Source organism: Burkholderia sp. SIMBA_062 (assembly GCF_046534765.1).
In the GTDB taxonomy this organism is placed as follows: Bacteria; Pseudomonadota; Gammaproteobacteria; order Burkholderiales; family Burkholderiaceae; genus Burkholderia; species Burkholderia ambifaria.
This window is the reverse complement of the sequence record NZ_JAWRYD010000052.1, coordinates 18,895-39,785: the sequence shown is the minus strand read 5'-3', so window position 1 is coordinate 39,785 and position 20,891 is coordinate 18,895. Positions and strand designations below refer to the sequence as shown.

Annotated in this window: 17 protein-coding genes; 7 read left to right on the top strand and 10 right to left on the bottom strand. The window is 66.9% G+C overall.

Going from position 1 to position 20,891, the window contains the following annotated elements:
• The 3 genes from SB786_RS33765 to SB786_RS33755 form a co-directional block, all read right to left on the bottom strand.
• On the bottom strand, positions 1 to 1,187 hold a 1,187-nt coding region (locus tag SB786_RS33765; RefSeq protein ID WP_410731235.1), incomplete at its 3' end, for an NAD(P)/FAD-dependent oxidoreductase.
• 79 nt (positions 1,188 to 1,266) lie between these two features.
• The gene (locus SB786_RS33760; protein WP_410731233.1) at positions 1,267 to 3,057 is read right to left on the bottom strand and encodes an acyl-CoA dehydrogenase; all 1,791 of its coding nucleotides are present in this window, start codon (positions 3,055 to 3,057) and stop codon (positions 1,267 to 1,269) included.
• A 483-nt stretch (positions 3,058 to 3,540) separates the two neighbouring features.
• Positions 3,541 to 4,458 (bottom strand): LysR family transcriptional regulator, encoded by a 918-nt coding sequence (locus SB786_RS33755; protein WP_410731232.1) that lies wholly within the window; start codon positions 4,456 to 4,458, stop codon positions 3,541 to 3,543.
• A gap of 139 nt (positions 4,459 to 4,597) precedes the next feature.
• On the opposite strand from SB786_RS33755, the gene SB786_RS33750 reads away from it, so the two are divergent.
• Positions 4,598 to 5,362, top strand: a complete 765-nt coding sequence (locus tag SB786_RS33750; protein WP_410731231.1) for an SDR family NAD(P)-dependent oxidoreductase — start codon at positions 4,598 to 4,600, stop codon at positions 5,360 to 5,362.
• Positions 5,363 to 5,436: 74 nt separating this feature from the next.
• Positions 5,437 to 6,144 (top strand): pirin family protein, encoded by a 708-nt coding sequence (locus SB786_RS33745; protein WP_410731229.1) that lies wholly within the window; start codon positions 5,437 to 5,439, stop codon positions 6,142 to 6,144.
• 77 nt (positions 6,145 to 6,221) lie between these two features.
• Here SB786_RS33745 and SB786_RS33740 read toward each other — a convergent pair whose 3' ends face one another.
• The 3 genes from SB786_RS33740 to SB786_RS33730 are packed head-to-tail and all read right to left on the bottom strand — an operon-like array spanning position 6,222 to position 8,360.
• Positions 6,222 to 6,818 carry an NADPH-dependent F420 reductase gene (locus tag SB786_RS33740; protein ID WP_410731228.1) on the bottom strand — a complete coding sequence of 199 codons (597 nt, stop codon included), beginning with the start codon at positions 6,816 to 6,818 and terminating at the stop codon, positions 6,222 to 6,224.
• Positions 6,819 to 6,844: 26 nt separating this feature from the next.
• The gene (locus SB786_RS33735; protein WP_410731225.1) at positions 6,845 to 7,612 is read right to left on the bottom strand and encodes an SDR family NAD(P)-dependent oxidoreductase; all 768 of its coding nucleotides are present in this window, start codon (positions 7,610 to 7,612) and stop codon (positions 6,845 to 6,847) included.
• A 13-nt stretch (positions 7,613 to 7,625) separates the two neighbouring features.
• Entirely contained in the window at positions 7,626 to 8,360 is a 735-nt protein-coding gene (locus tag SB786_RS33730; protein WP_410731223.1) for an SDR family NAD(P)-dependent oxidoreductase, read from the bottom strand.
• A 106-nt stretch (positions 8,361 to 8,466) separates the two neighbouring features.
• Between SB786_RS33730 and SB786_RS33725 the strand changes: the two genes are divergently transcribed.
• The 4 genes from SB786_RS33725 (at position 8,467) to pntB (ending at position 14,000) form a co-directional block, all read left to right on the top strand.
• The gene (locus SB786_RS33725) at positions 8,467 to 9,408 is read left to right on the top strand and encodes a LysR family transcriptional regulator (protein WP_410731222.1); all 942 of its coding nucleotides are present in this window, start codon (positions 8,467 to 8,469) and stop codon (positions 9,406 to 9,408) included.
• Positions 9,409 to 9,833: 425 nt separating this feature from the next.
• Positions 9,834 to 10,424, top strand: a complete 591-nt coding sequence (locus tag SB786_RS33720) for a dimethylsulfonioproprionate lyase family protein (protein ID WP_410731221.1) — start codon at positions 9,834 to 9,836, stop codon at positions 10,422 to 10,424.
• A gap of 548 nt (positions 10,425 to 10,972) precedes the next feature.
• Positions 10,973 to 12,574, top strand: a complete 1,602-nt coding sequence (locus SB786_RS33715; RefSeq protein WP_410731220.1) for a Re/Si-specific NAD(P)(+) transhydrogenase subunit alpha — start codon at positions 10,973 to 10,975, stop codon at positions 12,572 to 12,574.
• A gap of 13 nt (positions 12,575 to 12,587) precedes the next feature.
• Positions 12,588 to 14,000, top strand: a complete 1,413-nt coding sequence (gene pntB, locus SB786_RS33710) for a Re/Si-specific NAD(P)(+) transhydrogenase subunit beta (RefSeq protein ID WP_410731219.1) — start codon at positions 12,588 to 12,590, stop codon at positions 13,998 to 14,000.
• A 204-nt stretch (positions 14,001 to 14,204) separates the two neighbouring features.
• Here pntB and SB786_RS33705 read toward each other — a convergent pair whose 3' ends face one another.
• The gene (locus SB786_RS33705) at positions 14,205 to 15,368 is read right to left on the bottom strand and encodes an AraC family transcriptional regulator (RefSeq protein WP_410731218.1); all 1,164 of its coding nucleotides are present in this window, start codon (positions 15,366 to 15,368) and stop codon (positions 14,205 to 14,207) included.
• Positions 15,368 to 17,002 (bottom strand): AMP-binding protein, encoded by a 1,635-nt coding sequence (locus tag SB786_RS33700; protein ID WP_410731217.1) that lies wholly within the window; start codon positions 17,000 to 17,002, stop codon positions 15,368 to 15,370. The genes SB786_RS33705 and SB786_RS33700 overlap by 1 nt, the downstream gene beginning before the upstream one ends.
• A 330-nt stretch (positions 17,003 to 17,332) precedes the next feature.
• On the opposite strand from SB786_RS33700, the gene SB786_RS33695 reads away from it, so the two are divergent.
• Positions 17,333 to 18,433 (top strand): AraC family transcriptional regulator, encoded by a 1,101-nt coding sequence (locus tag SB786_RS33695; protein WP_410731216.1) that lies wholly within the window; start codon positions 17,333 to 17,335, stop codon positions 18,431 to 18,433.
• A 26-nt stretch (positions 18,434 to 18,459) separates the two neighbouring features.
• On the opposite strand, the gene SB786_RS33690 is transcribed toward SB786_RS33695, so the two are convergent.
• Positions 18,460 to 19,953 carry an ATP-binding protein gene (locus tag SB786_RS33690; protein ID WP_410731234.1) on the bottom strand — a complete coding sequence of 498 codons (1,494 nt, stop codon included), beginning with the start codon at positions 19,951 to 19,953 and terminating at the stop codon, positions 18,460 to 18,462.
• Positions 19,953 to 20,672, bottom strand: a complete 720-nt coding sequence (locus tag SB786_RS33685; protein WP_006759585.1) for a response regulator transcription factor — start codon at positions 20,670 to 20,672, stop codon at positions 19,953 to 19,955. Before SB786_RS33685 ends, SB786_RS33690 begins: the two co-directional genes overlap by 1 nt.
• Between the last annotated feature and the right edge of the window lie 219 nt (positions 20,673 to 20,891).

The window sequence follows — 20,891 nt, the reverse complement described above, 5'->3', positions numbered from 1 at the left end:
ATCAGCGTGCCGAGGTACAGCCCCTTGGCCATCCACTGCTTGAAGTTGCGCGCGCGGTACAGCTCCGTGTACAGCCATGATTGCTTGAACGCATCCGGATACGCGTTGAGCTCGTCGCTCTGGCGGCCGGCCTGCACCGCGTCGAACGCGGCGTCCGCCGCCAGCATGCCGGTCTTGATCGCCGCGTGGCTGCCCTTGATCCGCGATGCGTTCAGGAAGCCCGCGTCGTCGCCGATCAGCGCGCCGCCCGGGAATACCGTCTTCGGCAACGACAGCAGGCCGCCCGCCGTAATCGCGCGCGCGCCGTACGACACGCGCTTGCCGCCTTCGAGGAACGCGCGGATCGACGGGTGCGTCTTGTAGCGCTGGAATTCCTCGAACGGCGACAGGTACGGGTTCGTGTAGCCCAGGCCCACCACGAAGCCGACCACCACCTGGTTGTTGTCCATGTGATACAGGAACGAGCCGCCGTAGGTGTCCGACTTCAGCGGCCAGCCGGCCGTGTGGATCACGAGGCCCGGCTTGTGCTTCGCCGGATCGATTTCCCACAGCTCCTTGATGCCGATCCCGTACGCCTGCGGATCCGCGTTCGCGTCGAGCTTGAACTTCGAGATCAACTGGCGGCCGAGGTGGCCGCGGCAGCCTTCGGCGAACAGCGTGTACTTCGCGTGCAGCTCCATGCCGAGCTGGAAGTTCTCGGTCGGCTCGCCGTCCTTGCCCACGCCCATGTTGCCGGTGGCGACGCCCTTCACCGAGCCGTCGTCGTTGTACAGGATCTCGGCGGCCGGGAAGCCCGGGAAGATCTCGACGCCCAGCGCTTCGGCCTGTGCCCCAAGCCAGCGCGTGACGTTGCCCAGCGAGATCACGTAGTTGCCGTGGTTCTGGAAGTTGGCGGGCAGCGCCCAGTTGGGCGTCGTGACCGCGCTCTGCTCGGACAGGAACAGGAAGCGGTCCTCCGTCACCTCGACATCGAGCGGCGCGCCGCGTTCCTTCCAGTCGGGGAACAGTTCGGTGATCGCGCGCGGGTCCATCACCGCGCCCGACAGGATGTGCGCGCCGATCTCGGAACCCTTCTCGAGCACGCACACGCCGATCTCGGCGCCTTTCTCGGCGGCCAGCTGCTTGAGCCGGATCGCCGCCGACAGCCCGGCGGGGCCGCCGCCGACGATCACGACGTCGTATTCCATCGATTCGCGCGGGCCGTATTGCGCGAGCAAGTCCTGTGTGGTCAAAATCCTGTCTCCTCCTGCGCCCCGACCGTTACGGTCAGAACTGGTCTTCCGTCAACGCGAGCACGCTCTCGTTGCCCTTCGCGCCGACGATCGACGCTTCGAGCGCGCCGGCCTGCACGAGGACGTGTTCCGCATAGCATTGTGCGATCGCGATCTTCGCATCGTAAAACGATGTGTCGTGCGCGCGGTTCGCGTGCGCCGCCAGCAGCGCGCGGGCCATCTGCCATCCGCACAGCACCACGCCCGCCAGCTTCAGGTACGGCACGCTGCCGGCGAACACCGCGTTCGGATCCTGCTTCGCGTTCGCGAGCACGTAGTCCACCACCGACGACAGCGCACGCGCGCCCTGCTCCAGCTGCGCCTTCATCGACGCGGCCGCCGCGCCGTCGAGCTTGCCGAGCGCCGCGACGGTGTCGCCGATCTCCGCGATCAGCGCCTTCGCGACCGCGCCGCCGTCGCGCATCGTCTTGCGGCCGACGAGGTCGTTCGCCTGGATCGCGGTCGTGCCTTCGTAGATCGCCAGGATCCGCGCATCGCGGTAGTACTGCGCCGCGCCCGTTTCCTCGATGAAGCCCATCCCGCCGTGCACCTGCACGCCCAGGCTCGCCACGTCGTTCACCATCTCGGTGCTCCAGCCCTTCACGACCGGCACCAGATATTCGTAGATTGCCTGATGCCGCGCCCGTGTCGCCTCGTCCGAATGGCCGTGGGCAACGTCGCTGTGCGCGGCAGCCACATACGCGAGCGCGCGAGCGCCTTCGGTCAGCGCGCGCATCGTGCCGAGCATCCGGCGCACGTCGGGGTGATGGATGATCGTCACCGACTGCTTCGCCGAGCCGTCGACGGGGCGGCTCTGAATGCGCTCCTTCGCGAATTCCGCAGCCTTCTGGTATGCGCGGTCGGCCACGCCGATCCCCTGCATCCCGACGCCGAAGCGCGCGGCGTTCATCATGATGAACATGTATTCGAGGCCGCGGTTCTCCTCGCCGACCAGATAGCCGACCGCGCCGCCGTGGTCGCCATATTGCAGCACCGCCGTCGGGCTCGCCTTGATCCCGAGCTTGTGCTCGATCGACACGCAGTGCACGTCGTTGCGTGCGCCCAGCGAACCGTCGTCGTTGACCATGAACTTCGGCACGATGAACAGCGAGATGCCCTTCACGCCTTCCGGCGCGTTCGGCGTGCGCGCGAGCACCAGGTGGACGATGTTGTCCGCCATGTCGTGCTCGCCCCACGTGATGAAGATCTTGGTGCCGAATACCTTGTACGTGCCGTCGCCCTGCGGCTCCGCGCGCGAGCGCACCAGCGCCAGGTCCGAACCGGCCTGCGGTTCGGTCAGGTTCATCGTGCCCGTCCATTCGCCCGAGATCAGTTTCGGCACGTAGCGCTGCTTCTGTTCGTCGGTGCCGGCCGTCAGCAGCGCCTCGATCGCGCCGTCGGTGAGCAGCGGACACAGCGCGAACGACAGGTTCGACGCGTTCAGCATCTCGATGCACGGCGTCGCGATCAGCTTCGGCAGCCCCTGGCCGTCGTATTCGGTCGGATGCTGCAGGCCCTGCCAGCCGCCTTCGACGAACTGGCGGAACGCCGCACCGAAGCCGGGCGTCGCCGTCACGACGCCGTCCTTCCAGCTGCTCGGGTTGCGGTCGCCTTCGACGTTCAGCGGCGCCAGCACCTCGCCGCAGAATTTCGCGGATTCTTCGAGCACGGCCTGCGCCGTGTCGTAGCCGGCTTCCTCGAAGCCCGGCAACTGCGCAACGGTGTCGATGCCCGCGAGTTCCTTCAGCACGAACAGCATGTCCTTGACAGGGGCGTTATAGCTCATGGTCGATGTTCCAATCAGGCGTTGAATGAGGCGCGCGGCCCGGGCGGCTGCGGCAAGACCGGCCAGCGTCAGGCGACGTCGTTGACCCATCGTACTGCCGCGGCGGTCGTTTCCCATTGTCATATCCGGCCCACATGGTGACAAAATCGGCCACGGGATCGCGGGGCGATGCCGGAGGCGGCCGGCCCGGGGCGGCATGGTGGATGGCGGGTTTCGGAGAAAGGGCGTGCAATTGGCGTGCCGCCGTGGCTCGCGCTGGTGGGGCCGGAGTGGTCGAACCGGTCGATTCCGGCTCCGTTCAGTGCCGACCGTCCGGAGAAATACTGAACTCGCGCGGATGGACAGCCACCTTCCTGGTCGAGCTGATCGGCGAACCGGAAGCCGGCTGCCGGCTGTCGACCGTCGGCTACGCGATCGATTGCCCGGCTTCGTTATCGTTGCATGAACGCAATGAAGCGTCTGACTCGACCGCCTGCCGCAACATCACTTCGGCCATCGCCAGACTGGATCGCTCAGATGCTCGGCGAAGTAGTCGGACAGCGCCGTCACCTTCGCGGGCCGCGCCCGCGCCGACGGCGTAACGAAATAAAGACCGCCCTTCGTCAGCGACCAGTCGGTGAGGATCGCTTCGAGACGGCCGTCGGCCAGATATTCGCCCGCGATGAACTCGGGCAGTTCGGCGATCGCCAGGCCATCGAGCAGCGTGGACAACAGCGCATCGGCGTTCGTTACCCGCAGCGGGCCCGTCGGCATGACCGGCTCCTCGTCGCCCACGTCGTTCGTGAAGCGCCATACGGCGCTGCGCGCGCGATACGCATACGACAGGCAAGGACGATCCGCCAGCTCGCGCGGATGCGTGGGTCGCCCTTCGCGCCGCAAATAGTCCGGCGACGCCACCACGAATTGCGTGACGGCGCACAGCCGCCGCGCGACCAGAGACGAATCCGGCAGCGCGGCGATACGCAACGCGGCGTCGAATCCCTCGGCGATCAGATCGACGGACGCATCCGATAAATGCAGGTCGATCGACACCTCCGGATAGGCGCGAAAGAAGCCCGGCAGCAACGGCGCGACCCAGCGCAGCCCGAACGACATCGGCACAGCGAGACGCACCAGCCCGCGCGGCTGCACCGACATCTCGCGCGCCGAGCTTTCCGCCTCCTCGGCCTGGCGATAGATCTCGCCGGCTTGCTCGCTGATCGTCCGACCGAACTCGGTGAGAGAGAGCTGGCGCGACGTGCGATTGAAAAGTCGCGCGCCCAGCCGGTTCTCCAGACGGGCCACACCGCGCGAAACGGTGGCGACGGACACCCCGGTCGCGCGCGCGGCAGCCGCAAACGACCCGTGCTCGGCCACCTTCGCGAACATCGCGAGCCCCTCGAAATCAGGCAGTTGCGCCATTTGTCCTCATCTTTGCATATCTGCAACGTTTGATTGCGATTAATTCTATTTCGAAATGATGGAGCCGTCGATATTCTCCTCACATCGCAGCACGCAACAGCGTCGCGAATACCCCTGACCTGACTAAAGGAGCAATACCATGGCACGCAAACTCGACAACAAGATCGCACTCGTCACCGGCGCAACCAGCGGCATCGGTCTTGCCACCGCCCAACGTTTCGCGGCCGAAGGTGCGCACGTTTATCTCACGGGCCGGCGCCAGGTCGAACTCGATGCCGCCGTGACTGGCATTCTCGAAGCCGGCGGAAAGGCGACCGGCGTACGGTCGGATTCCACCAGGCTCGACGAGCTCGACGCGCTGTATGAGCAAATCAAGAAGGAGCACGGGCGTCTGGACGTGCTGTTCGTGAACGCCGGCGGCGGTTCGATGCTGCCGCTTGGCAGCATTACCGAGGCACACTACGACGAAACCTTCGACCGCAACGTGAAGGCCGTACTGTTCACGGTGCAGAAGGCACTGCCGCTGCTCGCCGATGGCGCGTCGGTGATTTTGACTGGCTCGACCGCGGGCAGCGCGGGTACCGCTGCGTTCAGCGTGTATTCGGCTTCGAAGGCGGCAGTGCGTGCCTTTGCACGCAGCTGGATTCTCGACCTCAAGGAGCGCCATATCCGCGTGAACACGGTCAGCCCGGGCGCGACTCGCACGCCCGGCCTGCTCGATCTCGCCGGTGACGATGCGACTCAGCGCCAGGGTCTTGCCGATTACCTGGCTGCCCAGATCCCGATGGGGCGCCTTGGCGAGCCGGGCGAGATCGCGAGCGCGGCGCTGTTCCTGGCCTCGGACGACGCGAGCTTCGTGAACGGCATCGAATTGTTTGTCGATGGCGGCCAGCAACAGATCTGAGCGTGGCCCGGGTGCGATGGACGCGTCTTCGACGATCGCACGCCGCGCCCGGCATACGCGTACCGAGTCCCGTCATGATTGAACGACGCGCTTTTCTGGCGCTTGCCGCGATCCGGCGCGGCGGTGTCGACGTCCGTCAGCATTTCCGCGTGAGCGAATCCGGGCGCGCCGGAGAAGCGCCGCTCGGTCCGCTCCTCGTGTGGAACGACGTCGAGTTCGCGCCGCACTCGGGCTTCGGCCTGCGTGCTCACCGCGACGTCGAGATCGTCACGTGGGTACGTTCGGGCGCAATCACGCACGAAGACGACGTGGGCAATCGCGCGCGCCTGGTCGCCAATTCCGTCCATGTGATGAGTGCCGGCACGGCGCTCCATTGCGCGGAGCGCAACGACGAAAATGTACCCGCGCGGCAATTCCAGATACGGCTACGTCCGCGCACACCGGCCAGTACGTCGCGCTGCGCGACGCGCGTCTGTTCGCTCGGATGTCGCGAGAGCCGATTCGTTACGCTGGCGAGTGGCGATCCGGAGGATGTCCGCGCCGGCGCATTGCCCATTCACGCCGACGCACGGATGCGTATCGCAACACTGCGCGAAGGCACGGCGATGCAGCTCGCTTTGCCGCTGTCCGGTTCTGCTTATCTGGTTGTGGAACAGGGGCGAGTGGACGTCGGGCACATCACGCTGGCGCGACGCGACGGCATCACCATTCGCGATGAAGCGTGCGTTACGTTGAGAGCGAAAGACGACACGGATGTCGTGATTGTCGAACTCTTGCGCTAGGACAGGTGCTTCATTGGAGCGCGCCGCGCCAGCGTTCATTGTCACTTCCGGCGGAAATATCCGGAAACCGTGGGTCATCAATCGAACGTGATCAAGTCCTTGAAGATCAGTTGTCCCCACTTATTGCCGCGCGCGTGCACCAGCAGCCCGCCATCCGAAAGCCCACCCAGTTTGATTGGCGCGAAACCGAGTTTTTCAGCAAGCGCGCCAATCTCCGCTGCGGCGCCGTCATCGTCGCTCGCCAGGAACACGACTCTCCTGCCACCCTGTATGGCCGGGTCCTGACCGAGGACGGCGGCAACCAGATGATTGAAGCCTTTCACCAGCCTGGCGCCGCTGAACGCCTTCGCGACGAAAGCAGAGGACGGAAGACCGCCCAGTTCCTCGAGCGGAGCCTGCGTGTTCATCGCGTCAATGACAGTCTTCCCCTTCCAGTCGGGCAGCGCTTTTGCGACCTCCGGGTGCGACTCGAAACGGACAGCTAAAAAGATGATGTCCGCCTTGACGGCTTCCGCCAGGGTTTTGGGAATGATCGTGGGGCCGATCGCGGCCGCATCGGCCGCAAAGCTTTCCGGGTCGCGCGTGGTTGCAACGGCCACTTCGATGCCGTTGCGGGCGAACGCCTTGGCAAGTGCGTGGCCGATCTTGCCGAAGCCAACGATTGCGTAACTCATATGTTTCTCCTTCGTTTCCGGCGGGGTCAGAGCTTGTAACCGCCGCTCGCTTCAATCGTTTGGCCGGTCACCCAATGGCCGTCATCGGAGGCCAGGAACGCCACGACGGCGGCGATTTCCGAAGGCTCGCCAAAGCGGCCCAACGCGATTTGGGCCTCGGCCGCCTTGACGAGTTCGGGATTCTCCCGAAAGGCGGCGTTCGCATCCGTTCGCGTGAAGCCCGGCGCGACGGCGTTCGCGGTGATGCCACGCGGCCCCAGCTCGATGGCGAGCGTATGGGCCAGCGTATTGATGGCGGCTTTCGCCATTGAATAGACGGGCGCTGCCGTCACGGGCTTCGTGGCGGCGGCGGAAGAAATGTTGATGATGCTTGCACCATCGGCGAGACGATCCAGAGCGGCCTGAATGATGAAAAAGGGCGCGCGGGCGTAGACCGCCATCAGGGTGTCCCAGCTTTCCGGTGTGGCATCCTTGAAGCCCAGCCAGCCGGAATTGCCGGCGTTGTTGACCAGAATGTCGAGGGCTCGGCTTCCGTTCCGCTGGGTGAACTCGTCGTCGAGCCTCTCGAACAAAGCCGGGACGGTCGCCGGATCGACCAGATCCGCATGGATCGCGAACGCGGTGCCTCCCGCTTTCTCGATGGCTGCGATCGCGTCGTCCGCGCCGGCTTTGCTGGCGTTGTAGGTGAGTGCGACTGTCGCACCGTCCTTTGCAAGACGTTCGGCAATGGCGCGGCCGATGCCCCGCGATGCCCCGGTCACGAGAGCGGTTTTGCCCTTCAGGGATTGTGTCATTCGATTTTTCTCCTCAGAGTTGTGCCAAGCCACCGTCAACGGCGACCTCGCTGGCGGTCATGAAACTGCTGTCCGACGACGCAAGAAAGGCAGCCGCCGCGCCGATCTCGGCCGGATCGGCCATACGCTGGAGCGGCGTCATCGCCCCGTAGGCCTTCTGCCCCTCTTCGCCCAGCGCGTCCTTGGCGAGTTCGGTCGCGGTCGCCCCGGGCGATAGCACGTTTATCCGGATGCCGGTGCCCTTCAGGTCCTCTGCCCAAGTCCGCGCGAGGTTGCGTACCGCTGCCTTGCTCGCGCTGTAGGCCGTGAACCCCGCGGCTCCCGTGGTGCCGGCGCTCGATCCGGTCAGGATGATCGAACCGCCCGCGCCCATCAGCGGCAGCGCCTTCTGGACCGTAAAGATCGTCCCCTTCACATTGGTGTCGAAGGTGTCGTCGATGTGCTCGGCGGTGATCTCGCCCAGACGCAGCGGGCTTCCCGCCCCGGCGTTGGCGAAGACGATGTCGAGGGTTCCGCGCTCCGCCTTGACCGCCGCGTAGAGCCGGTCGAGGTCGGTCAGATCGCAGACCGAGCCCCTCACCGCGCGGGCTTTCGGCCCAAGGTCGGCCACAGCGGCGTCGAGCGCTTCCTGCCGGCGGCCGAAGATGAACACGAAGGCGCCCTCTTCAATGAAGCGTCTTGCCGCGGCGCGGCCGATGCCGGTTGCGCCGCCGGTGATCACGGCGGTCTTTCCATTCAGTCTGTTCATGTCATGCATCCTTCGAAACGAAAGCGACAAACCCGATTCTGGGGCTCTTGATTCATGAAGCCAATTGACTGAATATCTATAAGTACCATCTACTTTCTAGATACCTATGCTGGACAACGTCACCATCAATCAACTTCGGGCGTTCGTCGCCGTGTGCGACCAGGGCAGCTTTTCCGGCGCGGCAAGGGAACTGCGGCGTGCGCAGTCGGCGATCAGTCACGCGATCAGTGCGCTCGAGAATGCCTTTGACGTGGTGCTGTTCGAGCGAAACACGCGCAAAGCGACGCTCACGGCTGCAGGCCGCAGCCTGCTGCCTGATGCGCGCGGGGTGATTGCGCGCACCGAGGAAATGAAGATGCGCGCGGTTGCGATCGCTGAAGCCGGTGTCCCGCAGGTCTCGATCGCCGTCGATACCTATTTTCCGCGTGCGCACCTGATTGAATGCCTGGGCACCATGCAGGCGGACTTCCCTACGGTCGCGATCAATCTGCGCATGACGACCATGCAGGGCGGCGAGCGCCTGGTTCTCGACGGCACGTGCGCATTGGCGGTGACGATCACGGATGTGCCCGAACTGAGCCAAGCCTCCATCGAGCGGCATCATTTATGTGACGCGCAAATGGTGACCGTCTGCGCGCCATCGCATCCGCTGGCCGCACTCGCGGGACCGATTCCGCGGGAGGAATTCGGCCGGCACATCCAGCTCGTCGTGACGGACAATCAGCCCGATGCGGAAAAGACCCAACAGGGGGTCGCCGGTGAACGCCAGTGGTGGGTGAATGATCTCGGCGCGAAGCACGATCTGCTCAGGGGAAGCTTGTGCTGGGGGCACATGCCGCGCCACCTGGTCGAGGAAGACCTCGCGAAGGGCTTGCTTGTCGAACTCCAACGGCGCGCGTGGCACATGCGCGCCCTCACGTTCATGATCTCGCAGCGGCGCGGGTACTCGTTTTCCGAATGCGAGACACGGCTGATCGAACTCCTTGGCAATCGTCATCCCGTCCCAAAGGGTGGAAAGGCCAAGGTCAGCGTGACGGGCGATCGCTGACGGGTTTGCCCGGCGACGCTGTTCGAACCGTGACGTGAGCACCGGCCGAATCCGTCGCGTTGCGGCAGCTTCTACTGCCCTGCACACCGGCATCAACCACGCTGCCATTCGTCGCAGGTTCCCGTGGTCGCATCTCGACGCGTGTTTCAGGAACAGAGGCGGGGTCACACGATGATTGCGGTCGGAGCAGTGGGCCGCTTGAATGCGGAATGCGGCCATTGGCATCAACATGGTTCGCCTGCCGAATCGGGTTGCCAAGCGGGGTTGCCAAGCGGGGTTGGCAAGCGACCTCCACGGAAATCCGCGAAGAACCGACTGCGTGGCGGTCCGCGCCAAATCGGTCGCCCTTTTTCGCTGCCCGGGCCCACGCGTTTCTGCGTAGACTTTCATCTGATCAGGCCACGTGACCGGAAGCAGCGACGAAGATGAATGAACGCCCGAAGCCCATCGCGGATTTCGTCCGGATAGCCGGCGATCTGTTTCGGTCGGACAAGCTTCCGCCGGCCGCGCGCGCGTTCGCGCCGCAGGTATTCGCACGGCTGCAGAATCCGTCGGATGATGGCAAACGGCTCGCGGTGCGATACCCCGCATGCGAATGGCTCGACCCGGCGCTCGAGTCGGTCGCGCGCGTCAGCCCGACGTTCGCCACCGTCGCGCAGTTGATCAAGTCGCTCGAGCCCGAGATCGGATGGTCGCGTCGCACATCGGGAAAGGACGGTAGTCCGAACTATATCGACGGCCACGTGAACGGAATGATCTGCGGACCCGGCGGCGCGGAGAGCCGCGACGACATCCAGCTCGGCTTCTCGTTGATGATGCCCGGCGTCAGATATCCGAATCATGGTCACGCGCCGGAGGAAGCGTACGTGCTGATGACCGCAGGCGAATTCCGGCAGCAAAACGGCGCGTGGTTCGATCCCGGGATCGGCGGCGGCATCCACAACCCGCCGGGAGCGCTGCATGCGATGCGCTCCGGCGACGCGCCGTTCCTTGCGATCTGGTGCCTGCTGAATTGATCCGGCAAGCGACGCGATGCGCCGATGGCGCCGCCTGCCGTCAGCGGCCACTCATTGGCCTACCGACCGGCCGGGATCGCTTCAGGCCGCTCTCGAAACGCGAATCTGCGTTTCGGGGCCAGCCCGATCGCGCCCGGCGAACATGTGAACGATTTCACGCGAAGGCAGCCTCCGACGGGAGCCGGCCATGGGAACCCGCAAAGGAACCCGGTTATGGGAAAACCCGTCGAGTGCCATCGCGCGCAGCCCGGCGCGAGCAACAACGCCGCACCGCGAAAGCGGCAGCGAGCCCGCGTCGTCAACATCCGTTCGGCCGACGCGATATTGCGCGCGCGTGGATAAAACGCAACAGTAGAGCGGAACACGCGCTCGATGCGCTGCTCCTCGATAGCGCCGTCGTTATGAGGCATACTCTATTCGCGCTCGCCGAACGATCGTTCTTTTTTAAAGGCCAGCCGTCGCGCGCGCCACTAAACAAGCACGTGATTCTGTTACCTTGACGCACCGGCCCGCGCGCAATGCAATGGCCATCACCCATCTTTCACACTATGACACTACAGATTGGGATTCCTCTGGAGACAGCCACCGGCGAACGGCGCGTTGCGACCGTACCCGAAGTGGTCGAGAAACTGATCAAGCTGGGGTTTTCGGTGGCCGTGCAAAGCGGCGCCGGCGCCGGCGCGAATTTTGACGACGATGCGTACCGCGCGGCCGGCGCGAGCATCGCCGCCTCGGCGGCCGAGCTCTGGTCCGGCAGCGACATCGTGTTCAAGGTGCGCCCGCCGAGTGCCGACGAAGTCGCGCTGATGCGCGAAGGCGGCACGCTGATCGGCTTCGTGTGGCCCGCGCAGAACCCCGAACTGATGCAGCAATTGGCCGCGAAACACGCAACGGTGCTGGCGATCGATTCGCTGCCACGCACGCTGTCGCGCGCGCAGAAGATGGACGCGCTCACGTCGATGGCCGGCATCAGCGGCTACCGCGCGGTGATCGAGGCCGCGCATGCGTTCGGCCGCTTCCTGAACGGCCAGGTCACGGCGGCCGGCAAGGTCCCGCCGGCGAAGGTCTTCATCGCCGGCGCCGGCGTCGCGGGCCTTGCCGCGATCGGCACGGCCGCGAGCCTCGGCGCGATCGTGCGCGCGAACGACACGCGCGCCGAGGTGGCCGATCAGGTCAAGTCGCTGGGCGGCGAGTTCGTCAAGGTCGACTACGAAGAGGAAGGCTCGGGCGGCGGCGGTTACGCGAAGGTGATGAGCGAAGGCTTCCAGCAGGCGCAGCGCGCGATGTATGCGCAGCAGGCCAAGGACGCCGACATCATCATCACGACCGCGCTGATCCCCGGCAAGCCGGCGCCGAAGCTGATCACCGCCGAGATGGTGCAGTCGATGAAGCCCGGCAGCGTGATCGTCGACATGGCCGCCGAACAGGGCGGCAACTGCGAACTCACGGTGCCCGGCGAGGCGGTCGTGCGCCACGGCGTGACCATCGTCGGCTATACGGATCTCGCATCTCGCCTGTCGCGGCAGTCGTCCACGCTGTACGGCACCAACCTGTTGCGCGTGGTCGAGGAGCTGTGCAAGGCCAAGGACGGCACGATCAACGTCGACTTCGACGACGACGCGATCCGCGGCCTCACGGTCATCAAGGAAGGCAACATCACGTGGCCGCCGCCGCCGATCAAGCAGGCGGTCGTCGCGCCCAAGCCGGCGGCGGCGGCACCCGCGGCAGCCGCGCCGGCGAAGTCCAAGGGCCACGGTCACAGCGGCGAGCCGATGTCGGCCAAGGCGCTCGCGATCGTGTTCGCGCTCGGCGCACTGGCGTTCCTGCTGGTCGGCCAGTTCGCGCCGGCCAGCTTCCTGTCGCACTTCACGGTGTTCGTGCTCGCGTGCTTCGTCGGCTACATGGTGATCTGGAACGTCACGCCGTCGCTGCACACGCCGCTGATGAGCGTGACCAACGCGATCTCGTCGATCATCGCGATCGGCGCGCTCGTGCAGGTCGCGCCGCCGCTTGGCGAGCTGGCCAACGCCGGCGATCGTCCGTCCGGGCTGATCCTCGGTCTCGCGGTGGGTGCGCTGACGCTCACGGCCGTCAACATGTTCGGCGGCTTCGCGGTGACGCGTCGCATGCTGGCGATGTTCCGCAAATAAGGAGACGACAACAATGACTTCCAACCTGACTACCGTCTCCTATATCGGCGCCGCGATCCTGTTCATCCTCAGCCTCGGCGGGCTGGCCAATCCCGAGACCGCGCGCCGCGGCAACCTGCTCGGCATGATCGGCATGCTGATCGCCGTGCTGGCCACCGTGGCCGGCCCGCGCGTGTCGGCCGCGGGCATTCCATATGTGATCGCCGCGCTGGTCGTCGGCGGTGCGGTCGGCCTGTATGCCGCGAAGAAAGTGCAGATGACGCAGATGCCGGAACTGGTCGCGCTGATGCACAGCCTGGTCGGTCTCGCGGCATGCCTAGTGGGTTTCGCGAGCTATATCGATACGTCGCTGCAGCTCACCGGCGCCGAGAAGGCGATCCATGAAGTGGAGATCTACGTCGGCATCCTGATCGGCGCAGTCACCTTCGCGGGCTCGGTCATCGCGTTCGGCAAGCTCTCCGGCAAGATCGGCGGCAAGCCGCTGCTGCTGCCGGCACGGCACTGGCTGAACCTGGCCGCGCTGCTGATCGTGATCTACTACGGCCGCGCATTCCTGCATGCGGAAACCATCCAGGACGGCATGCTGCCGCTCGTCGTGATGACGGTGTTCTCGCTGCTGTTCGGCGTGCACATGGTGATGGCGATCGGCGGCGCGGACATGCCGGTCGTGGTGTCGATGCTCAACAGCTACTCGGGCTGGGCGGCGGCGGCCACCGGCTTCATGCTCGGCAACGACCTGCTGATCGTGATCGGCGCGTTGGTGGGCTCGTCCGGTGCGATCCTGTCGTACATCATGTGCCGTGCGATGAACCGCAACTTCATCAGCGTGATCGCGGGCGGCTTCGGCAGCGGCGCGGGCGCACCGGCGGCAGCCGGCGGCGCGGCGCAGCCGGCCGGCGAGGCGGTCGCGGTGAGCGCGATGGAGACGGCCGAGCTGCTGCGCGAAGCGAAGCGCGTGATCATCGTGCCGGGCTACGGGATGGCTGTGGCGCAAGCCCAGCACACGGTGTTCGAACTGACGAAGCTGCTGCGCGAAAAGGGTGTGGACGTGCGTTTCGCGATTCACCCGGTCGCGGGCCGCATGCCGGGCCACATGAACGTGCTGCTGGCCGAAGCGAAGGTGCCGTACGACATCGTGCTCGAAATGGACGAGATCAACGGCGACTTCCCCGAGGCCGATGTGTCGATGGTGATCGGCGCGAACGACATCGTGAACCCGGCCGCGCAGGACGACCCGTCGAGCCCGATCGCCGGCATGCCGGTGCTGGAAGTGTGGAAGGCCAAGACGTCGATCGTGATGAAGCGCAGCATGGCGTCCGGCTATGCGGGCGTCGACAATCCGCTGTTCTACAAGGACAACAACCGCATGTTGTTCGGGGATGCGAAGTCGATGCTCACTGAAATCTTCGGCGCACTGAAAGCCTGAGTGCGGCCGCGCGCGTGGAGCGGGCAGCCGGCCCGTTTCAGCAGCGCGCGGCCCCGATGACTCGTCGGCCCCTCGGCCCCGTCGGCCCGTCTCGCAGCAATGCGCGACGGGCCGACGCACATCCGCGGTACCGGAACGATCGGGAGCCGTCCATGGGAACCCACGAAGGATGCCGTTTATGGGAGCGGGGTTGAAGCAACCGCGCTACGCGCGCCGCCGGTAGGTCCCCGGCGTACTCCCCGTCCAGTGCCGGAATGCGCGATGAAACGCGCTCGGATCGTCGAAGCCGATATCGGCGCCGATCGCCGCGATCGTGTCGAGCGTGTCGGTGAGCCGCTGGATCGCGATGTCGCGCCGCAGTTCGTCCTTGAGCGCCTGGAACGTCGTGCCTTCGGCGGCCAGGTGGCGGCTCAGCGTGCGCACCGAGCAATGCAGATGCTCGGCCGCCTCGTCGATCACCGGCAGATCGGGCAGCGCCGCCGACAGGTATTGGCGCACGCGATGGCACACGAGCTGTTCGCTGAACGATTCGAAGATCCAGTCGCCCGGCGCGCGCGCGAGGAACTTGCGCAGGTTGCGCTTGCTCTGCCGGATCGGCGCGTCGAGGTAGTCGGCGCTGAAGCGCATCAGCGTGCGTTCGCAGTCGAACTGCACGGAGCCGGAGAAGAAGTACAGGTGGTCGACCGCATGCCGCGGCCGCGGACACGCAAGCTCGATCCGCAGCAGCGGAATCTTCTGCCCGATCAGCCAGGAACACACGCCGTGCACGAGCTTGAGCATCAGCTCCTGGCCGAGCGCGCCGATCGGGCCGACGGCCGGGTTCGGGCGCAGCAGTACCTGCGCGACCAGGCCGTCGCGCTTCGATTCGACGAAGAAGTCGTCGAGCAGGATATGGAAGAACTGGCCGAAACGATGCAGCGCCGTTTCGAGGTTGCGCGCATCGAGCAGGCTCAGGCACAGGTACTTCAGCGTGCCGCCGCGCAACGGGCGCGAGAAGATGCCCGGCATCTCGTCGTCGAGGTCGATCGCGAGCGTGCGGTACAGCGTCGAGAACTGCTCTTCCGTCACGCGCGCATGCGGCTCGCCGAGCAGTTCGAGCGGGATGCCGGCCCCGCGCAGGTAGCGCTCGACCACCTCGCGCTGCGCGCCCGCGCTCGCCAGAAAACCGTTGACGAGCGAGATCGGCACCGTCGCGCTCGGTGACGGCAGCGCACGCCCGGGCTGGGCGGAAGGTGAATCTGAACCGGTCATCGCGTCCCCGTCGATCGAACCGCTGGCATTGTACTTGAGCGGCCCGGACCGGACTGTCGGGGCTTGCGCCGGCACGCCGGCCTGCACGCCGGCCGCCGCGCGGCGCGTCGGCGCCATCAGTCCGCGCGGCTGAGTTCCCGGCGCAGGATCTTGCCGACCGTCGACTTCGGCAGCCGGTCGACCAGACGGATCAGCTTCGGCACCTTGTAGGCGGCGAGGTTCGCGCGGCAATGCGCGACGATCTGCGCTTCGGTCAGGGCCGCGTCCGGCGCGGGCACCACGAACAGCTTGACGGCCTCGCCGGTGCGCTCGTCCGGCACGCCGATGCACGCGCATTCGGCGACGCCCGGCAGCGCGGTCGCAACCGCCTCCACCTCGTTCGGGTACACGTTGAAGCCCGACACGATGATCATGTCCTTCTTGCGGTCGACGATCTTCAGGAAGCCGGCCGCATCGAACACGCCGATGTCGCCGGTGCGGAAGTAGCCGTCCGCGGTAAACGCGGCCGCGTTCGCGTCCGGCTTCTGCCAGTAGCCGCCCATCACCTGCGGCCCCTGCACGCAGATCTCGCCCGCTTCGCCGATCGCCACCTCGCGATCCTGGTCGTCCAGCAGCTTCACGTCGGTCGACGGCAGCGGCAGGCCCGTCGTGCCCGTAAACACGTCGATCGACTGCGGGTTGAACGTGACCACCGGCGACGTTTCCGACAACCCGTACCCTTCGCGAATGAAGTTGCCCGTCACCGCCTTCCAGCGCGCGGAGATCACGTCGATCACCGCCGCGCCGCCGCCGGCCGACAGCTTCAGCCGCGACCAGTCGACTTCGTTCAGCCGCGGATGGGCGGCGAGCCCCGCATACAGCGTGTTGACGCCGACGAACACCGACGGTCGCGCGGCCTTCAGCACGTCGATGAAGCCGTCCATGTCGCGCGGATTCACGACGAGCCAGTTCTCCGCGCCGATCGCGAAGTAGGACAGGAAGTTCACCGTCAGCGCGAAGATGTGATACAGCGGGATCGCCGTGACGACGACCTCCTCGCCCGGCCGCCGCGCGCCCTGCGCGATCGCGCCGAACTGCTCGATGTTCGCGACCAGGTTGCGATGCGACAGCGCGGCGCCCTTCGACAGCCCGGTCGTGCCGCCGGTGTACTGCAGCAGCAGCAGATCGTCGCCGCCGAGCGAGACCGGCTCGAGCGCGAGCGATTCGCCCGCGGCAAGCGCGTGCGCGAGTGCGATCGAGCCGGGCGGCAGCGCGTCGCACGCGCCGGCCGGCGCATCGACGACGCCGAGATCGCCGCGGCCCACGCTCAGCACGGCTCGTATGCGCGTCCTGCCGACCACGTCGGCGAACGTGCCCATCGATCCGCCGCACACCACGGCCACTTCGACGCCCGCGTCGTTGAGCTGATGTTCGAGCTCGTGCGCGGTGTAGAGCGGATTCACGTTGACCTGGATCGCGCCGATCCGCGCGAGCGCGACGAACACCACCGGAAATGCGAGCACGTTGGGCAGCATCACGGCCACGCGGTCGCCCTTGCGTACGCCCGCGACCTGCTGCAGATACGCGGCCAGCGCGGTCGACAGGCGGTCGACGTCGGCGTAGCTGAGCATGCGGCCGAACGCGTGGAACGCGGGGCGCTCCGCGAAGCGGCGCATCGCGTCGTCCAGCAGCGCGGTTACGGAAGGATGGCGATCGGCATCGATCTCGGCAGGGATCGCGCCATACGAGCCGATCCAGTGTCTCTTCGTCATGTCCTGCTCCTCGGGGGACGGCGCCGGGCAGCGCCGTTCGCACAGCGGGCCCGCGCACCGTATGGGCAAAGGCCGCCGCCTGACCGGCGACTATCGCCCGCCAACGCGGCTTTGAAAATGATCCGGGCGGTCGAAAAGATGATCGAAACGGACACGCGGGCGCGCGGCGGCCCGCCCGTGCATCGATCATGCCGCGTCCGCCCGTGCATCCGTCATGCCGTGTCCGTCCGTGCATACCGCTGCGCATCAGGGTGAACCCTATGGCGCCGCCGTGCGTTCCGGCGCAGAATCGCGCACCGGAACGATATCGAATCGGACGCAGAACCCGCCATGCCGCGCAGTGCGCTCTTGAAACCGACGGCCCCCGGCCCCGCCTCGCTGCCGGACGCCCCGCCCGCGCAGGTGTCGCGCGAGAAGCGCTTCTCGCCGGCCAAGCTGGCCGTGCTCGTCGGCGTCGCCCAGGAGCTCGGCCTCGATCCGGCTGCGGTGCTTGACGGCACCGGCCTGTCGCCGGACGCCGTCGCCGATCCGTTCACGCTCACGTCGTCGCGGCAGTTCCTGAGCGCCGCGCGCAATGCGCTCGGCCGCTACGACGGCACCGATCTCGGCGTGCGCGTCGGCCGCCGGTTGCATGCGTCGAGCTACGGGATGTACGGCTACGCGATGCTGTGCTCGGAATCGCTCGCGCATGCGTTCGATTCGGCCGTCAAATATCACCAGCTCGCGAACGGGATGCTCGCGATCCGCTGGGTCGAACAGGGCGACACCGCGTCGTGGCTGTTCCCGGATCCGCACGAAGCCGCGCTGCCCGAGCCCGACGTGCCGCTGTACCGCTTCCTGATCGACATGCAGTTCGCGCTGCACGTGACGGTCATCAAGGACGTGATGGGTGCGTGGTGCGTGCCGGCCCGCGCGCAGTTCGCGCAGCCGGAGCCGGCGCACGCGGCGCAGCTCGCCGACGCGCTCGAATGCCCGATCGCGTTCGACCAGCCGCACCATGTGTTGAGCTACCCGGCCGCGTGGCTCGCCCGCGCGCCGCAGCTCGCGAACCCGATCACCGCGGCGCAGGTGTCGTCGCACTGCGCACGCCTGCTCGACGAACTGCGCAGCCAGGCCGGCATCACGCGGCGCGTGTACCAGGAACTCACGCGCACGCCCGGGCAGTTCCCGGACATCGACGCGATCGCCGACACGCTGTGCATGACGTCGCGTACGCTGCGCCGCAAGCTCGACGCCGAAGGCACGTCGTACAGCGAGCTGCTGACGAGCGTGCGCAAGGCGCTTGCGATCGACTACCTGAGCACCACGACGCTCAGCACCGAGGACATCGCGCTGACGCTCGGCTTCAGCGATGCGGTCGGGTTCCGCCACGCGTTCAAGCGCTGGACCGGCACGACGCCGAGCGACGTGCGGCGCAAGCGCGGCCGGTAAGCGCGCGGGCAGATCGCCGCCGGGTTTCAACGCGTTTCGCCCGGCGCCGGATGCGCGATCGGCAGCGCGAACTCGAACACCGCGCCGCGTCCATCCCGATCGACGAGCCGGATCCCGCTGCCGTTGAGCACCAGCATCCGGTGCACGATCAGCAGCCCGAGCCCGCCGCTCGTCGCCGCACCGCCGCTCATCGGCCGCTGCGGCCGCTGAAACAGCCCCTCGCGCCGGGCCTGCGGAATCCCTTCCCCGGTATCCGACACGGTCACCACCACGCGATCGTCCAGCGGCGTCAGCGCCACCTCGACTTCGCCGTGCTGCGGCGTGTGCCGCAATGCGTTGTCGAGCAGGTTGGTCAGCACGCGCTCGATCATCCCGAGATCGGCCGATACGACCGGCACGCGCGGCGGGATCCGCGCATGCAGCGCGATGCCGCGCGACTGCGCGGCCAGTTCGAACTTCTGGAAGACGTCCTGCACGAGATCGACGAGCGAGAACGGCTCGCGCTCGGCCTGCACGCCGCCCGATTCGAGCCGCGCGAGTTCGAACAGCGCCTGCGCGAGCCGGCCGACCTTCGTGCTCTGCGCGAGCGCGATCGACAGGTAGCGGCGGCGCTCGGTTTCGGCGAGCGTGTCGGACTTCAGCGACAGCGTCTCCAGATAGCCGTGCAGCGACGTCAGCGGCGTGCGCAGGTCGTGCGAGATGTTCGTGATCAGTTCGCGCCGCTGCTGGTCCTGGCGCGTCAGCGCGCGCCACTGGTCGCCGATCCGGTCGGCCATCTGCGCGAACGCGGATTCGAGCACCGCGATGTCGTCGCCGCGCCGCCCCGGCGGCGAGCGCGGCACCGGCGGCTGCGTGTCGGGCGCGCCGTTCGCGTCGAAGCGGCGCATCGCGTCGGTCAGCCGGCGCAGCGGGCGCGTGATGAAGCTGAACGCGGTCAGGCCCGCGAGCAGGCCGAGCAGCGCGACGACCGCCATCGACCACAGCGTCGTGCGCAGCACGTTGCCGGCGTCGACGCGCGCGACCAGCCGGTCGTGCGCTTCGCCGAGCAGCACCACGTAGATGTAGCCGGACGGCGGCTGTCCCGGGCGCTGCAGCGGCGCGGCGCTGAACACCTTGCGTGCGTCGGGGCTGCGCGGGTCGTCGCCGAGGATCGGCAGCGGGTCGCCCGCGATGAAGCGCTGCACCGGCGCGAGATCGACGCGGTCGCGCTTCACGTGGCCCGGCGGCGCGTCGTCGCCCTCGATGCGCCCCGCGTTGTCGAGCAGGTACACCTCGACGCTCGGGTTCACGCCCATCAGCTGGCCGAACAGCGTGCGCACGGCGTCCGGGCGCAACCCGTTCGCGTCCATCAGCGGCGTGCTGCTCGCGATGTGCGCGGCGAGATCGCGCGACAGGCCCTGCACGACTTCCTTCTCGCGCATGTCGTTCGCACGGATCTGCAGCCATGCCGACGCGCCTGAGCACGCGAGCAGCAGCACCGCGAACACGCACGACAGCCGCTGGGTGAGGGTGAGTTTCATCATGTGTCCCGCTGGTCCGGCGCGGCCAGCTTGTAGCCGCGTCCCCACACGGTGAGGATCCGCACGGGCTCGGCCGGATCGGCCTCGACCTTCGCGCGCAGCCGGTTGATGTGGGTGTTCACCGTGTGTTCGTAGCCTTCGTGCCGGTAGCCCCACACCGCGTTCAGCAGGTCCATCCGCGAGAACACCTTGCCCGGATGCCGCGCGAAGAAATACAGCAGGTCGAATTCGCGCGGCGTGAGGTCGATGCGCGTGCCGTCGACGCTCGCTTCCCGTGCGATCGGGTCGATCGACAGCCCGGCCACGTCGAGCGTGCCCGCGTCGATCCGCGAATCGCGCGCGAGCGCGTCGACGCGCCGCAGCAGCGCCTTGACCCGCGCGACGAGTTCCAGCACCGAGAACGGTTTCGCCAGATAGTCGTCGGCGCCGAGCTCGAGGCCGAGGATCCGGTGCACCTCGCTCGAGCGCGCGCTGGTGATGATGATCGGCGTGTAGCGCGCCATCGCGCGGGCGCGCCGGCAGATTTCCAGGCCGTCGACGCCCGGCAGCATCAGGTCGAGGATCAGCGCGTCCCAGTTGCCCTGTTCGAGCAGGCGCAGGCCTTCCGTGCCGTCCGCGCTGTGCACGACTTCGTAGCGCTCGTCGCGCAGGTGCAGGCTCAGCACGTCGGCGATATCGGCGTCGTCTTCGACGATGAGGATGCGTTTGGGGTGATCCATGGCGGTCGGCGGCGGCACGTCGGCGGCGGTCTTCGGTCTCGAACGGCGGTTCTGGCCGGCCAGGGTCCGGAAAGCCGGCCTGCCCGGGGCGCATCGCGGCGCAACGCCGCGCTGTCGCCATTGTGCAAAATTTTGCCGGTGGCAGGGGTCACAATTCGTTTAAGTTTGAATCGCGCCCGTGACTGACGTGAGCCAATGCCCGCAACGTTTCGCGTTCGG